The following is a 15,774-nucleotide window of genomic DNA, read 5'->3' on the forward strand; positions in this document are numbered from 1 at the left end:
TATTACCTTACATCGTCAATTCAATCTGATGGACTTGCCTATCGTCCACCAAAAGAACGAATAAGCCTTCCTGATCTTCGTCCTCCTGCGCAGCAGCCTCTTGTCCATCAACGATAAGCTTCGTCTGCCCCGTCGATTGGCGGGAAGGGTTCTTAACCGTAATCTGGTATTCCGTGCTGCCGTATCGGTAGATAGCAGAGAACCCCGGCCATTCCGGTGGAATGCATGGACGAATCAACAGTCGATCGCCATTGCGCCGCAAGCCGAGAATCCACTCTATGCCAGCTTGATACATCCACCCTGATGCACCCGTATACCAAGTCCACCCCGCATGTCCGGGATGAGGCTCTTCTGAATACACATCCGCTGCCATTGCGTAAGGCTCGCCAACGTATTTGCGCACCTCCGCCGCCGTCTTCGTATGCGTAATCGGATTGAACATGTGGAACAGCTCGAATGCTTTATCCCCGTCCCCTAGTCCGCACCACGCCACGATGCTCCAGATTACTCCATGTGTATATTGTCCGCCGTTCTCCCGAATGCCGGGAGGATAGCCTTGAATATAGCCGGGACTAGGCTCCGTCTTATCGAACGGCGGTGTCAGAATATGGGCAATGCCCAAGCTGCGGTTAACCAGCTCGCGGTCGAAGGAGCGCATCGCCTGCTGCGCTTTGGCTGGTTCAGCCATGCCAGAGATGACAGACCAGGATTGGGCAATCGAATCAATTCGGCATTCTGGGCTGCGGACTGAGCCTAGCCATTGCCCCGAATCGGTGAAGGCACGTCTGAACCACTGGCCATCCCAGCCTTCATCATTAAGAGCGGCTGTCAGCTCACCAAGCGCTTGCCTATAGCGCTCTGCTCGCTTGTCATCACCACGATGATCGCATAGATCAGTGAACCCTCGCAGTACATCACCAAGGAACCATCCGAGCCACACGCTCTCACCGCGACCTTCGGGACCGATCAGGCTCATCCCGTCATTCCAGTCTCCAATACCGATCAATGGCAGACCATGCTCACCGAAGCGAAGGCTTCGGTCGATTGCGCGGAAGCAATGCTCCAGAATGGTGCCGCTCTGACCAGAAAGAACCGTCGGCTCATAGCGCTCATGCTCCTCCTCACCCAGAAGCTCGCTGTGAAGATAGGGCGCAAGCTCGCCAAGCAGGCTGTCATCCTTCGTATGAGCCAGATATCGAAGTACAGCATACGGCAGCCACAGCAGATCATCAGAGAAGCGGGTACGAATACCTCGCTCTGTCTCTTCATGCCACCAGTGCTGCACATCGCCCTCTTCATATTGATGAGAAGCGTGCAGGATAATCTGTGCCCTTGTAAGCTCGGGCCTGCTGTGAAGCATAGCCAGTGAATCCTGCAGCTGATCACGGAAGCCATAGGCCCCTCCTGCTTGATAGAAGGCAGAGCGTGCCCACATCCGGCAGGCTAATGTCTGATACAGCAGCCAGTTGTTAAGCATAAGATCCATCTCCGGGCTTGGTGTAGTAACCGTAATAGTTCCAAGCACATCATCCCAGAAAGCCTGTACATCATCATACGCTTGCTTGCATGCCGCAGGGTCCCTATACTTCTGAGCCAGCTTGGCAGCAGATTCGCGAGAATCCTCACACCCAAGCAGGATGTAGATGGCTTGCTCTTCACCTGGCTCGATGACCAGCTTCGCCTGCACAGCTCCACATGAATCATAGGAAGCGCCAGCTGCTCCAGACAGCGCCACTCTTCGCATGGCGGCTGGATCGGCAGCTGTTCCGTTGCGTCCAAGGAACTCCAGACGATCTCCCGTCCAAGTCGTACCCTCAGTGAGTCCTTGCGATTCTGGGAATACGGAGAGAAAAGCCGTCGCATCGCGGAAGTTCTCCTGATACGTATTGTGCGCCGTGAGCATGCCATGCTCTTCATCCCAATCCGTCACGATGAACGAGGAGCTGCCCTCACGGTGAACACCAATCACCCACTCCGCATAATAGGTAACAGACAAAGTGCGCGGCTCGTCAGTCGTGTTATGCAGCCGCAATTGCATCACCTTAACCGGATCATCGAGCGGAACATAGACGGTCATCTTCTGCTCCAAGCCATGACTCTCATGCTCATACCTCGTATAGCCCCGGCCGTGCGCAATCTCGTACGTACGGTTGTCACCTGTCCGATTCGGTGCCAGCTGCCAGTATTCGCCGCTTGCTTCATCTCGCAAGTAGCATACTTCTCCCGGCTGATCCAGAGCAGGATCATTGGACCAGGGCGTCAGCTTGCACTCGCGACTGTTGCGCCACCACGTATAGCCGGTATTCAGCTCCGATGCCAGACAGCCGAAGGTCGGATTCGCCATCACATTGATCCAAGGTGCAGGGAGATGGCTGCCATTCTTCAGAATGATCTGATACTCCTTGCCATCCTGTGAGAAGCCGCCCCAGCCGTTGAAGAACATTGTATCCTTCGTCTCGGGAGCTCTTACATCGCTATAGCGATCAGATGGAGCCGTTCGGGCAAGCAGCTGGTCGTCGTGTTGCTCCACAGGATCTGCCACTTGCAGCTGAACCTTCAGACTCGGGCCATCCGCACGCAGGACAAGTCGGGATACCGCATACAGCAGGTTTCTGTCCTCTTCCGAAAGCTGTTCGGCTGGCAGAATATGAATACCGCCCCGTCCCGCTCCATGCCCGCCAACGATCTGCTCAGTCATACGAACCAGCGCATCACGCAAATCCTGCTGGTAGCCTCCCGGTGATTCATTCAGAATAACCAGATCAATCTGCAGCCCATTATGCCGCAAATACTCATAGCCCATTAGCAGCTTGTTGATAAAAGCAAGATTCGCCGCATCCCCAATCCTCGCAATAAGGATGGGACGGTCGCCGGATATGCCATGAGGCCACAAGTCTTGCTGTCCTTTGCTATTGGCCTCAATGCTTTCTCTGCGTTCCGTCCGCAGTGGAGCCGAGTACAGTGTCCGGCCGGCTAACGCTTGGAACACGGCAACATCAGCTGATGTTATGTGCAAATGCTGAAGCTCAATCTGGCTTCTCGTCCAAGCCAGCTGGAAGGCTCTATCCGCCTGCTGCTCCGAGGACAGCTGCCTTATGATGTCCACTGCCTGTTCCCTGCTCTCAGCCACACCCGTAACTGCCACTAGAGTAACGGACTTGCCAGGCTCGATGCTGATGCGCCGCCTCATGACGAATGCGGGATCAGCTACTGAGCCAACGGTACTGCCAAGACGTGAATTAATCCCCTTCGGCTTCGCCAGCGTATGTCCCCGGCCAATAAAGGATGCACGATCGGTCTCGAATTCTACCGGCCCAAGAGCTTGCTCTCCGGCCGAAAGCGTATGGAAGGCCCATACGGACTTGTCCCCGCTATTACGAGGACGTTTGCGAGCGAGCAGACATTCGCCCTCAGCTTCATATTCTGTCTGCACGAACAGCTTGGTGAAGGCAGGATGCGCTCGGTCCGCATCTGGAGCGGCCATAGCCAGCTCCAGAAACGTGGTTACCTCGAGTATTCTCGTCTCCGCACCCGTGTTGGACAGCTTGAGCCTCCGGACCTCCGCATTCGACTCAGCGGACACCGTCATGTCGAGCTGTGATTGCAGAGCATCATCCTCTCGCAGGAACAATGTCCGCTCCTGCCAGAACTGAACGCTCATCTTATCTGCGGGCTCGCTGCAAGGCTGATAAGTTGGCGACCATATTCGATCGGTTGCCACATCTCGGACATACATATAGCTGCCCCATTGGTCAGCTATCGAATCTTCCCTGAAGCGGGACAGATTGATTCCATTGAACCGGATAAACCCGCTGCCGGTATTGGTCACTACGGAGGTTAATGCTCCATTCGAATGCACATTCACTTCTGGTACGGGAGTAACCTCCGCTCCAAATTCCCGAAGCGGGTGGAGCTTCGCCGGCCTCGGCTCCTGTACTTGATTCTTGTAAGGCCATTCACGGCGAGCGAGTGAATCCATCTGTGGAATTCGCTCGATTAACAGCAGCTCCGCAGCTCGTACTCTTTTATCCTGATGGAAATAATCGTACATCTTCGTCGGCAGCAGCATATTAGCAAGCGTGAGCAGGCTCATCCCTTGATGATGCGCCATGAAGCTGCGAATAATCTTGAAGGTATCGCCTTCAGGCATTCTGCCGACTGTGTAATCAATCGCTTCATAGAAGCCATATTGTCCGCGCGCACCGAGCTTCTCCATGCTGAGCAGATTGCTTAGACCTTCACGCAAGGCGAATGGAAGCGACATGATGGTGGCATAAGGTGATATGACCAGATCCTCCTCAAGCCCACGCTTGAAGCCTAATCCTGGCACTCCAAAGGCCCGGTATTGATAATTCATCTGATAGTCAAAAGCGTAATAGCCGGATTCCGATATGCCATACGGAACGCCGCGTTCACGGGCGTATTCGATCTGACGCTTCACTACACCGCGATACGTGCTGTCCCAGATCGTATTCCGATGTGTACGCATCGTCAGCCATGGCATCATATATTCGAACATCGTGCCTGACCATGAGATCAGTGTCGTTAGATTGCCTTGCTTCTTAACCGTTCTACCTAGTGCAAGCCAATGAGCTACCGATATTTGCCCCAGTGCAATGGCTACGAAGCTCGTCTGCCTTGCTTCTGACGCCAATAAGTCATACAAGATCGTATCACGCACACCAGAGGAAGCATGGAAGCCAAGCACGAACAGCTTCGATTGATCATCATAGAGTGGTCGGAAATCCGTCGATGTAATAAGCGACTCTAAGCGATTGATAAGCTCGTAGCCTCGCATGAACCACGCTCTCGGAGCGGGATTCGAGAATTTCGGCATAGCCGGATTTTCTGGCTTCTCCTCCGATGCGCCGGAGCCGACCTCATTCTCCTCAACATTCCAATAAGGAGGCGTCTGGCCAGGTGTCAGCTTCTCAAGGTCGACCGCGAACTCAACGCCGTAGTCTCTCCTCATCCCTGCTGGCGACTGCCTCTGATTAGCCCCAGAGAATTCCGATTGGAGCCATCGCGCCAGTCCCTGCTTAACCGTCATAAGGCTGGCAACGAAATTGCCCGAATCGACAGTCGATACATAAGCAGGCTGCAGAGTCTGAAGCGTAACCGTGTCGTACCAGTTGTAGAGATGACCGTTCCACTTGTCCATCCGTTCAATGGTGCTCACCGTACGCTCTAGACGCTCGACAAACTCTGACGTATTGATAAACCCGAAATCCCGTGCAGCCAGACATGCGGTTAGCAGGAAGCCGATATTGGTCGGCGATGTGCGATGCGCTACGCCTCTTGGCGGATCAATCTGTACATTATCCGGCGGCAAATAATTGTCTTTGGGTCCGGCATAATCCTCATAGAAGGCCCAGATCTGCTCGGCCAGCCCATGCAGCTGTTCTTTGTCTGCTGCTGTAAGCGGTTGTTCCTCCTGCGCAATAGGCTGATCCAGATACCGGATGAGCAGTGGCGCTAGTGCCCATAGCAGACAGAATGTCCATCCGGTCCACATCAAGTCGGACTGTCCTTGCCAAGCGGCCGCTACAGCGAATAGCAGGATCAAGGAATAGCCGCCAGCTGTATTAAGCAGAGCAGGACGGCGGACATGTCCGCCGCTGCGCTCTACATGAGAGGAGCTGGTCCATTCGAGCATATGCTTCTTGCTGATCCACAGACGATATAATGTCTTGCCTATCGCCTCCACCAGCACCGCCGTCTGGAACGGCAAGGTCACGATGTCGATCAGAACATGAACAGCTGTAGACAGTAATCGCCGCGGCTGAAAATGCACGCTCTGCGTGAAGAGCAGCTGCCTCCATACCGGCAGCAGCATCGTAATGAAGACGACAGCGAGCCAGCTGCCCGCTGACCCCGGAAGAACAGTGAGCGCTAATACGATCAGCACGAAGTACGCGATTGGCAGCAGACTGCGACGCAGATTGTCTATCATTGCCCACCGGGTTACAAAGGATAGATCAACTGGCTTAAGCGCACCCTGGCGGTCACATACATGCGTGAACAGCCAGCAGAGCAGCTGCCAATCGCCGCGTACCCATCGATGCATACGCTTCTGATAAGCGATGAAGGTAGACGGGTAATCATCAATCAGCTCCACATCAGACAGCAGCGCAGCCCGCAGGAAGCCTCCCTCCAGCAGATCATGGCTGAGTACAGTGTTCTCCGGAATTCGTTCACAGAGAAGCTCTGCGAATATATCCACATCGAAGATACCCTTCCCTGTAAAAATCCCCTGCTGCAGCGCATCCTGATAAGGATCTGAAGCAGCGAAGGCATAAGGGTCCATTCCCGGCTCAGACAAGAAGTAGGCCAGCCTTGAACGCATCGCCGACTCATGGCTGATTCCGATCCTCGGCTGCATGACGCCATACCCTTCGACAACCCGGGTTCTCGTCTTGTTAAGCCGTGGTCTATTGTAAGGCAGATGCATGGCGCCGATCATACGCTGTGCACTTCCCATCGGAAGCTGTGTATCTGCATCCAGTGTGATGATGTAGCGAATGCGCGGCAGGACGGCTTGGTCGCCGGACGTGAAGGCAAAGCTTGTCTCAGCAGCGCCTCTGATCAGCTCGACGAACTCGACCAGCTTACCGCGTTTGCGCTCCCAGCCCATGAACACGCCTTCACTGGCATTCCACTGTCTGCTGCGCTGGTAGTAGTGGAAGGAGGTGCCGCCTTCCGTCGCATACATCCGATTGAGTGCGGCAATTCTCTCCTTCGCATACGCGATCAGCTCTTCATCCTCTGCCAGCTTCTCCTCCGCAGCATCCGCAAAGTCCCCTAACAGAGCATAATGAATATGAGGGTCGCGATTAGCCAAGTAGTGAATCTCCAGACGATCTGCGAGCTCTCCCAATTCCTGAGCAGAGGACCAGATCGCCGGAATTACGACCATTGTCGCAGCAGACGAATCGATCCCTGAGGAGAAATCGTAACGCAAGAGCGGCCGAGGGCGGCATAATCGCTCAATGCCCAAGTGAACACCTATCAGTGCCCACTCGCTGACTGGCAGCAGCAGCACAAGCACGACCGCTACCCAGCCAGCTGCTGTAATAGCCTCTCCACGGCTAATCCAGATTGACGCTGCTATAAAAACGAGGACAAATATACCGATGAGCGAAGTGAAATACGTGCTGCTCGCTCTTCGTTCTATACTAGCGCTTGGCATGCCTCGTGGATCACTGCATAGACGCAGCGACTGAACGAGCCTCTTCACGCCTTCCGGCTCGAACAAATAATAGGCAAGAAATGTCGAACGTGGGAGCAGCAATTCGGTTGCTGTCGCATGGAGCGGCGAATCTCCCTCTTCCGCTTCCTGATGCTTACTCTTCTCAGCTCTGGCCAGTATGACGGATTGGCTCGCAACCAAGCTCTCTGGCACCCGCATCCGGCGGGCTAATACTTCTACCCGATACAAGATTTCATTCCTGCTGCTCGTATCAAGCAAGGGATACTCACCTGTATCCCCATCCCGAAGAGTCCGGTCGAGCAGACTTATTCTCTCGAACATGGCATTCCATTCACGCCGCTCATTATTGCGCAGACTGCCGATGAGATTACCTGTTGTCAGCTGATAAGAGGCTTGAAGCTGATGCTCATAGGACACGATACGATCCAGATCCTCGGAACCATTCTCGAACTTACACGCGAGCCACTCACGAACAGCCGCGGTATCTCCCGCCCATTCACGCAAATGACTAATGAGATGAACGATCCAAGGTCCAGATAACGGAATCGATTGGCCCGCCGCGTCCAATTGCGCATTAATCGCCTCCGGATTCATCCGGGACGGTTCGATTCGAGACAGCAGCTTCTCTACCTCCACGCATACTTCCCTGCGCTCACGCACAAGGACCATCGTCTCGGCGATCGTTCCAATTAATATCACTCTCAGGATGAGAGGAATCGAGCAGGTCTCTACATGAGTAAGAACAGATATTTCCTGATACGCATTCATATAGGTAACGAGAGACTCCTCGCTAATGACCCCATTCACCTGCTCCAAATAACCATCACATACCGCTTGTATTCGTGATCGTCCGTTCGTCTCAAGCTGAGGCAAGTATCTTAGCGAGCGGTTCGCTAATTGCCTTCTTACTTCCTGTGCCTGCTCCTCAATAAACTCCACATTGTCTAGCAGCCACTCCTCAGCAGGCTGTGTGCAGCCTGTCTTCTCACTCTGCAATGAGGCAGCGAATGCCCTTAAGCTCTCTATATCCTCATTAAATGTCTTTCTTATGTACTTCGGCTGCGTTGTACCTCGTGTCGGAGCATGCTGCAAGGCAAGCTCATGTGCTTTTCTGCGTAGCTCTTCTGAATTATAAGTCATTAGTTCCTCCGGAGAATCAGTTATGCATGCTGCTCTGTTCGTCCGGTATACAAAAAATTCCGGGACAATCAAGTTATTCCCAGATTGATCAGGTTTTATGAGCGCGACGATAGGGATAGCCCCAATAAAAAAAAGACTTTAGCTCTCATCAGCTAAAGTCTTGTCTCTTTTACAACAAATCCGTCAACGTCTCGAACTCATTAATCTCTGTGTTGGACTGCTTGTACAGCTCCAGCCAGGACGATTGGTTCTGCATTAATACATCCACGAGCTCAGGATCATACCTGTTGCCTCTGCCTTCACTAATCAGCTCGAACGCCTTCGTCGTTGACATCGCATTCCGATAGGCACGATTGGATGTCATCGCATCGAATGCATCGGCTATAGCGAGAATCCGCGCTTCCAGAGGAATTTCTTCCCCTCTGATCCCACTTGGATAGCCCAATCCATCGAATCTCTCATGATGATAGAGAACGCCGCTCTTCAAGGTGCCTAGCAGCGAGATCTTCTCCACCATCTTGGCGCCGACGACCGTGTGGGTCTTAATAATTTCGTATTCTTCGTCCGTAAGCTTCGATGACTTCGTCAGAATCGCCTCAGAAATATTCATCTTCCCAATATCATGGAGCAGTCCCATCATTTTGAGCGTATGCAGCTTCTTCGGGTCCTGCTGATACACAGGCAGCTTGCTCGCAAGATCAACCGCATATTGGCTGACTCGCTCACTATGACCGAAAGTGTAGGTGTCTTTGGCTTCAATAGATACGATAAAGGTTTTGACAATCTGTTCGATCGTATCATCTGCTGATTTCGATATGATAGAGACCATGTTCATATAGAGACCGAGCAGCTTCTTGTACAGAATATGACTGAACGTCGCAAGAATCACATACAGAAGAATCCGATTCGAGAAATCGACAGAATCGAACGTACTGTGCGGAACTAATGGATAGAACAAGTCCAGTATAATCATGCTGAGAAGTCCCGCTACCGAATAGACGACAAGAGATGTAATGTCGCCATAAAGCGCTGAGATTAGAGGAATAAGCAAGAAGAAGCTCCATGCTTCTCCATAGCCCGACCCGAAGTACAGGCAGATGATAATTGCGCAGACATAACATAAGGTAATATGCTTCAATACGACAACAGGCAGACCCGATTTTTTATTACATAGATAGGTTAAAACGGATCCGATTAGACACACCAGTAGAATTCCGATGCTCGCTCGGGAATAGGGCAGGTCCATTAATCGAAAAATATAGTTCCATGAAATACTTAGAATTAAATAAATTAATCCGACCTGTACGATATTGTTATTCAGATTTCCTTGGTGAATTTTGTAAAAGGACAATAATAATTTGCTACGTTCTGCATTCTCCATATAAAAAATCCATCCCACATGATTATTTTGATCTTTATTGTATCACTTTTGTTTGGAATAGACTATGAGAGTTAAGCCCTTATCTATCAAGGAAATATAGGCGATCTATGGATAAACCAGTCAATTAATGATACAATTTGTATCATAACTATTGTTTTCTCTATTCATTCCGACAATCTTCTATAATAAAAGAATAAAATGGAAAAGGAGAAAAGATCCCATGAGCGAATTACAAGACTATCATTTCCGCGAGGCTGTCGGCTACCAGAGAAAACAAGCCATTCAGCTTCATCACCAGAGGTACCAGGAGGTAGGCTTTTTCCGGAAGGATGAAGAGGACCCCTATGAAGCGAATTCCACTTATTTTGTAGCAGAATCCGATATGGATCATCGAATTGTCGGCGTCACTCGCCTTATTTTCGAGAAATTAGAACAATTGCCAACCATGAAATATTTCTCCGTCTATGAACTAGAGAAGGTGAAGCTCCTGCAGCTCGATCAGAATCGGTATGCCGAGATTAGCGCCTTCACCAAGCTGCCCCAGCATGATGTCGGAATGGGGCTTATCCGCACCGTTCTTCAATATTCTCAAGCTTCTGGCGTTACCCACTGGATATGCTGCATTGACGAGAGAGTGTATAATTATATGCATCGTATGTTCAAATTCCCATTCAAGGTGATAGGGTCCCCCAAAATATACTTAGGCTCTACGAGCATCCCATGCTTGCTCAATTTGTCAGAATGCCTCAGTACGCTACAAATTCACAGACCGACTCTCTATCATTACTTAGTGGGGCAAGCCTATCAAACTCTCGAGGTGGTTAAATGATTAAAGAACAGTTCAGCCGAAATTTGGGCATCATGTCCGAAGAGGAAGTACAGCGGCTGCAGAAAAGCACGATTGCGATTGCAGGCTGCGGTTGTATCGGAGGCTTCTCCGCCGAATTATTAGTTAGAATGGGCGTTGGCAAGGTCAAGCTCGCAGATCCCGATGTATTCGATATTTCCAATATCAATAGACAGTGTGCAGCCACCTTCGATACCGTCGGCCAATTGAAAGTGCATGCGTTAAGAGATCATCTTCTTCGGATAAACCCTGAACTCATTGTAGAAGAATATACGGATGGCATTACAGAAGCAAACGTCCAAGCCTTCGTTGACGGCTCTGATTATATGATTGATGCGATTGATTATTTTGAATTCCCAACCTCCCTCCTCCTTCACCAGACATCCAGAAGAGTAAATCTACACATCATTACAGCCGTAGCGCTAGGCTTCGGCACATCCGTCCTAACCTTCTCCCCTAGGGGAATGACCTTGGAGCAATATTTGGGACTGCCAGAGGATCTTACGACTGAGCAGCTTAGTGAGCTTGTATTCCCTGCCGGTAATTATGCCAACTCTCTCCCAGCCTATGCGACCGCCGACAAAATCCAAGGCTGGATACAAGCAAGAACAATTCCCACGATTAGCGTTGGTCAAGCTCTAGGGCCTGGCGCACTGGTGTCTCATCTCGTTCTGCATCTTCTGGAGCGCCAAGCACCGGTAATCGTTCCGGACAAGTTCGAGCTGCAATTCGAATTATAAGGCTAGACCATACGCAATAAAAAATAGCGATTCAGGCATAGTGCCCTGAATCGCTATTTGTTCATGCTTATATTGCATTATTGTTGCTTAGCCGCATATTCCTTGTTAGCCGTATCCAGCATAGCTTTATAATCCTTGAATGTCGTAACCCGCGCAACATGCAGATCGAAAAACTCATCAGGAAGGTTGTTAATGTCCTCATGCGTTTTCACTTGGAAGTTGCCTTTCTCCAGAAACTCAGCGAAACTGTTGAAGCTGGAATACTTGCTCATGAATGCTTCGTTGAATAATTGTTCTAATGAGATATGATTAGGGTCTTCTTGCGCCGTTTTCTGGCCTTGCAGGTCCTTCAGTAAATCTTCGAATGACATCGGTTTTTGTTTTCTCAAAATATCACCTCTATGGTTATTTTATTCCAAACAGCCTATATCCGGAACCGTGTATCTATCTACACACCAGATTTTGTACCCTTTGGATTCGCGGAAGCTGCTGCTCCATCCTTATTTTTAGTGCCTTTGCTCTTATAAGGTTTAGGCGCATTTTTGGCTTTGTTAGCAGCTGCCTGCCATCGATTCCAACCTTTTTTGTCTGTTCCTCTGCCTGTTCCACCCTTGCCTTTTGCTTTGCTCAAAAGATCACTCCATTATGTTAATACTTCATTTATAACCAATTAATTGTACGACATCCATATCGTGCTGCCGACAAACTCGAAATCCTGTTTGAACCAGAAATTTCGTGATTTATCTATAGTATACACATATATTCTTTTATTAGGATATTGAGCCTTCACCCAATCGACAAAGAACTTCGCGTAACCATTGCCTTCATATTCCTTCAGAACATCCAGAGCCTCAATAAAGACTATATTCGTTTTGTTCATAATATCCAAATAGAAGTCACGCTCCAGGTACTTCTCATCCGGGTTGAAATAATCCTGCTCCGCCTTATGAATCAGCTGCTTGCCGCTCTCATACTCCCATATGACGCCATAGCCGACCATTTGGTCTTTATCTTCAATTATATATATAGGATCAGGCTTTGCTGGGATTTCCCTCTTGCTGAGCTCCCCCGCATGATAGCCGGAAGTAAGCTCGCTTAATGTTGCCTGCATGTCCTTGTCTAACAGCCTTGCGGTAATTGTAGGCATTCGTTATCTCCTTATGCGGTTCAGCACCTATATGGTCTCAAAGAAAGAGAAGTAGGGTGTTGATCCGTTCCCTACTTCTCATATATGGTCGTTTATCGGTTGCATGAATTGCCGTGCGTCTATAAGACTAACTGATTAATGGGCTGTAGTCAATTAATACCTTACTGAAGCATCTGTGAAAATGGTCCGATTTGTATATGAATAAGGAAATGATACAATATGGGAGGGTACCAAAGTTTCCATTATTAATAATTAGGAGTGAAGCCAATGTCTGTTGATGTTTATCTTAATTTTAATGGCAATTGTCGTGAGGCAGCAGAGTTTTATGCAGAGGTATTCGGTACAGACAAGCCCCAGATCATGACCTTCGGAGAAGCACCGCCTAACCCGGATTACCCTCTCCCGGAGGAAGCTAAGGATCTGGTTATGCACACACGGCTTAACATCGATGGAAGCAATGTCATGTTCTCGGATGTGTTTCCTGGCATGCCATTCACAGCTGGGAATAACATTAGTCTCGCTTTCGTGAATAAGGATGAAGACAGCATCAAAGCCATCTTCCATAAAATGAAAGAAGGCGGCACTGTGACGATGGAGCTTCAAGAAACCTTCTGGAGCAAATGCTACGGCAGTCTGAAGGATAAATTCGGCATTGAGTGGCAGTTCAGCTATGATAATGGAGAGTCGGGGATGTGACCACCGTCCTCCGCTAAAGCTAAATCATGAAGCTTCTCTATTTGTTTACTCGATAGAGCAATCATCATTTAGCGATCAGCCAACTTCCTGAATGTTTCACGATACTCTTTGAATTCGTCATTCGTTATCTTCAAAATAGCGTCGTCATCGGCATAAACAACCTTCTTTTTTTCTTCAATAACTTTGGGTTATTGCGAAGCCTACAACGTCATGAACTGGCCCTGCCTAGCTAGGTAAGCTTCCTTCTCTTTGTAATCCGGCATAATGCTGCCGACACGTCTCCAGAAGGAGCGGTCATGATTCATATGATGGAGATGGCACAGCTCATGGATAATGACATAGTCAATTACATCAATTGGAGCCATTGCGAGGCGATAATTGAAGGTTAGCTTTTTATCCGAGCTGCAGCTTCCCCACTTCGTTCTAGACTCCACGATATTGATGTTTTTCGGCTTAACTTTAAGCGCTGTCTGATAGCTCGTGATCCGCTCGCCAATAATCTTCTTGCAGCTGGCAAAATAGAACTTCTTCAGGCTCTTCTTGAGCTCCTCTTCACTTAACTCTCCAATCTCGATCAACTCATGCAGCAGATACTCTTTCCCTAGATGCAGGAACTTGCCTGTATTCTCATATTCCCGCGCCTTGGGCATTTCTTGCGCCTTGGCAAGGAGCTGCGAATTGTCTATTATCCATTTCCCGTGATGCTTGACAGCCCTTATAACGATCTCTTCACTCGTCCCATTAGGAACCTTAACCGTTACAAGACCTATAGCATCCATATGAAGAGTGATCTTCGTTCTATTCGAATATTGTACATGGCAGTCTATTGTATGGCCTTCAAATTCAATTTTCATGATAACCTTCGTTTCTACAGTTTCTTCTTAGTCGATTTGCTAGCAGCCTTCTCTCTATTCTCCGTCTTACTATATCATCTTTTATGGCCAGCATGAAACAAGGGCTGTCTTCAAGGTAATAGCCCTTGTGAGACAGCCCTGTTCCTTATTTATTGCTTATTCGCAGCAGCCCATTCATCAAGCTGCTTCTGCTTCTCAGCGATAATCTTATCAATACCCGCTGATTTCAATTGTTTGATGAAGTCAGGCAGCTTAGCTACTGGATCTACCGTGCCCGTCTCCAGAGCGATTTTGTACTGATTCTGCACGTTCGTCACTGCGGCGATCTCCGTTTTGACGGCATCGGCATTGAACGTAAAGCCAAGTGCTTTTGATTTCACAGCTTCTTTATTAAAGGCTGCCAGCTGGTTCCAGAGCTCAGGGTCATCCCCATTCCAAATGTACGACAGAGACTGGTTCCCGAACATCCAGCCCATCTGGAGATTATATCCGGAATTCGTAGCATCTACACCCTGCGGATAGTCGATTACGTTATCGGATACCTTCACGTAGTGCTTGTTCTCGATTCCATAATCGAGTAGATTGATGAAATCTTTATCCGTATACATAAGGTTGAGCAGCATCATGGCTCTCTCGGGGTCCTTCGAATTTCTCGCTACACTCCACATGATTGATGTAATATTGGAAGTTGCGGTAACAGCTGGTCTGAAGTGTACCGATACCATTTCCATACCTGTACTTCTCGACTCTTGTGTCTCAATCCCCGGCTTCATGTGAGAAATGAACGAGAACGCCTTGCCGGACTTCACTAGATTATATTGCGTCTCGGTGCTTGTAGCCGCATCCTTAGCAATATAACCCGCTTGGTACCATCTTCTTACTGTATTCAGCATATCTGCATATTCCTTAGTCTCATACATGTTCACGACCTTAAGGTCGTTATCATAGCCCGGAAGCACGCCGAACGCATCACCTAGCGTATCGAAGTGGCTGCCTACATAAATATCTAGAATCGATGTGCCATACTTAACTGTAGGAATCATATTCGGCTCATTTTCTTTAATCGTGCGGAACACCGCATCCAGATCATCAAGCGATTGAATAGCCTTTGTATCGATATTATATTTGTCTACTAGGTCCTTGCGCATCGTAATGCCATAATCCGCTGCCAAGTCCCGGATGCTTGGAACGGCATAGATTTTACCTTCGATGCGTGTTGCATTCAGGAAGGCCGGATCTAGGGAATTAAGGGCATCTGCAACCCCTTGACCTTGCTCGGCCAAATAATCGTCCAGCTCCAGGAATTGCCCCTTAGCCACATCCTGGCTATACGTTCCCATTCCGCTAACAATCAAGTCCACCTGCTCGTTTCCTGACATCATGAGCGTTTTTTGCTGCGTCCAAGCACCGAAGCCGATCGGAATTAATTTTACCGTCGCATTAATTTTTTCTGTCGTCATCTTATTTATTTCATCCGACAGCAAATCCAAGTCTTTAGGCTCTCCCCCTACAGGAAACACCATCACGAGCTCAACAGGCTTCAATGCAGAGCCGCTTCCACCTTCACCTTGCGAGGCTTCTCCGCCGTTCTCTCCCCCATTGCTGCCTCCGCTGCTGCATGCACTGAGTACCATAGTGATTGCCAGCGCTAACGTTACAAGCATTCTAGACCCCATTCTGCTCTTTGCCATTGCCGTGACCTCCCTGAATATATTGAAAGCGTATACAATTAGTAGTCTAGATGAAAATGCCGTAATCA

At 49.4% G+C, this 15,774-nt stretch carries 10 protein-coding genes; 3 read left to right on the plus strand and 7 right to left on the minus strand.

What is annotated here, in order from left to right; translation table 11 throughout:
* Positions 1–7: 7 nt before the first annotated feature.
* Together AC6ESP_RS10890 and AC6ESP_RS10895 are read right to left on the minus strand one after the other, a co-directional pair.
* Positions 8–8,350, minus strand: coding sequence for a glycoside hydrolase family 94 protein (locus AC6ESP_RS10890; protein WP_497096751.1), 8,343 nt, complete (start codon positions 8,348–8,350; stop codon positions 8–10).
* Positions 8,351–8,519: 169 nt separating this feature from the next.
* Entirely contained in the window at positions 8,520–9,701 is a 1,182-nt protein-coding gene (locus tag AC6ESP_RS10895; protein ID WP_497096752.1) for an HD-GYP domain-containing protein, read from the minus strand.
* A gap of 250 nt (positions 9,702–9,951) precedes the next feature.
* Here AC6ESP_RS10895 and AC6ESP_RS10900 point away from each other — a divergent pair, with 250 nt between their 5' ends.
* Both AC6ESP_RS10900 and AC6ESP_RS10905 read left to right on the plus strand, forming a co-directional pair.
* Complete coding sequence (locus tag AC6ESP_RS10900) at positions 9,952–10,560, plus strand: N-acyl amino acid synthase FeeM domain-containing protein (protein WP_497096753.1); 609 nt, start codon at positions 9,952–9,954, stop codon at positions 10,558–10,560.
* Positions 10,557–11,318 carry a ThiF family adenylyltransferase gene (locus AC6ESP_RS10905; RefSeq protein ID WP_497096754.1) on the plus strand — a complete coding sequence of 254 codons (762 nt, stop codon included), beginning with the start codon at positions 10,557–10,559 and terminating at the stop codon, positions 11,316–11,318. Before AC6ESP_RS10900 ends, AC6ESP_RS10905 begins: the two co-directional genes overlap by 4 nt.
* 77 nt (positions 11,319–11,395) lie before the next feature.
* Here AC6ESP_RS10905 and AC6ESP_RS10910 read toward each other — a convergent pair whose 3' ends face one another.
* The 3 genes from AC6ESP_RS10910 to AC6ESP_RS10920 form a co-directional block, all read right to left on the minus strand.
* Complete coding sequence (locus AC6ESP_RS10910) at positions 11,396–11,689, minus strand: hypothetical protein (protein ID WP_497096901.1); 294 nt, start codon at positions 11,687–11,689, stop codon at positions 11,396–11,398.
* 77 nt (positions 11,690–11,766) lie between these two features.
* Positions 11,767–11,949 (minus strand): DUF3934 family protein, encoded by a 183-nt coding sequence (locus tag AC6ESP_RS10915; RefSeq protein WP_497096755.1) that lies wholly within the window; start codon positions 11,947–11,949, stop codon positions 11,767–11,769.
* 39 nt (positions 11,950–11,988) lie between these two features.
* Positions 11,989–12,465 carry a GNAT family N-acetyltransferase gene (locus tag AC6ESP_RS10920; RefSeq protein WP_497096756.1) on the minus strand — a complete coding sequence of 159 codons (477 nt, stop codon included), beginning with the start codon at positions 12,463–12,465 and terminating at the stop codon, positions 11,989–11,991.
* A 267-nt stretch (positions 12,466–12,732) separates the two neighbouring features.
* On the opposite strand from AC6ESP_RS10920, the gene AC6ESP_RS10925 reads away from it, so the two are divergent.
* On the plus strand, positions 12,733–13,161 hold the full coding sequence (locus AC6ESP_RS10925) for a VOC family protein (protein ID WP_497096757.1): 429 nt from the start codon (positions 12,733–12,735) through the stop codon (positions 13,159–13,161).
* Positions 13,162–13,361: 200 nt separating this feature from the next.
* Here AC6ESP_RS10925 and AC6ESP_RS10930 read toward each other — a convergent pair whose 3' ends face one another.
* Positions 13,362–14,015, minus strand: a complete 654-nt coding sequence (locus AC6ESP_RS10930) for a M48 family metallopeptidase (RefSeq protein ID WP_497096758.1) — start codon at positions 14,013–14,015, stop codon at positions 13,362–13,364.
* A 149-nt stretch (positions 14,016–14,164) separates the two neighbouring features.
* The gene (locus AC6ESP_RS10935; protein ID WP_497096759.1) at positions 14,165–15,706 is read right to left on the minus strand and encodes an ABC transporter substrate-binding protein; all 1,542 of its coding nucleotides are present in this window, start codon (positions 15,704–15,706) and stop codon (positions 14,165–14,167) included.
* Between the last annotated feature and the right edge of the window lie 68 nt (positions 15,707–15,774).

The sequence above is a fragment of the Paenibacillus xinjiangensis genome (genome assembly GCF_059686975.1).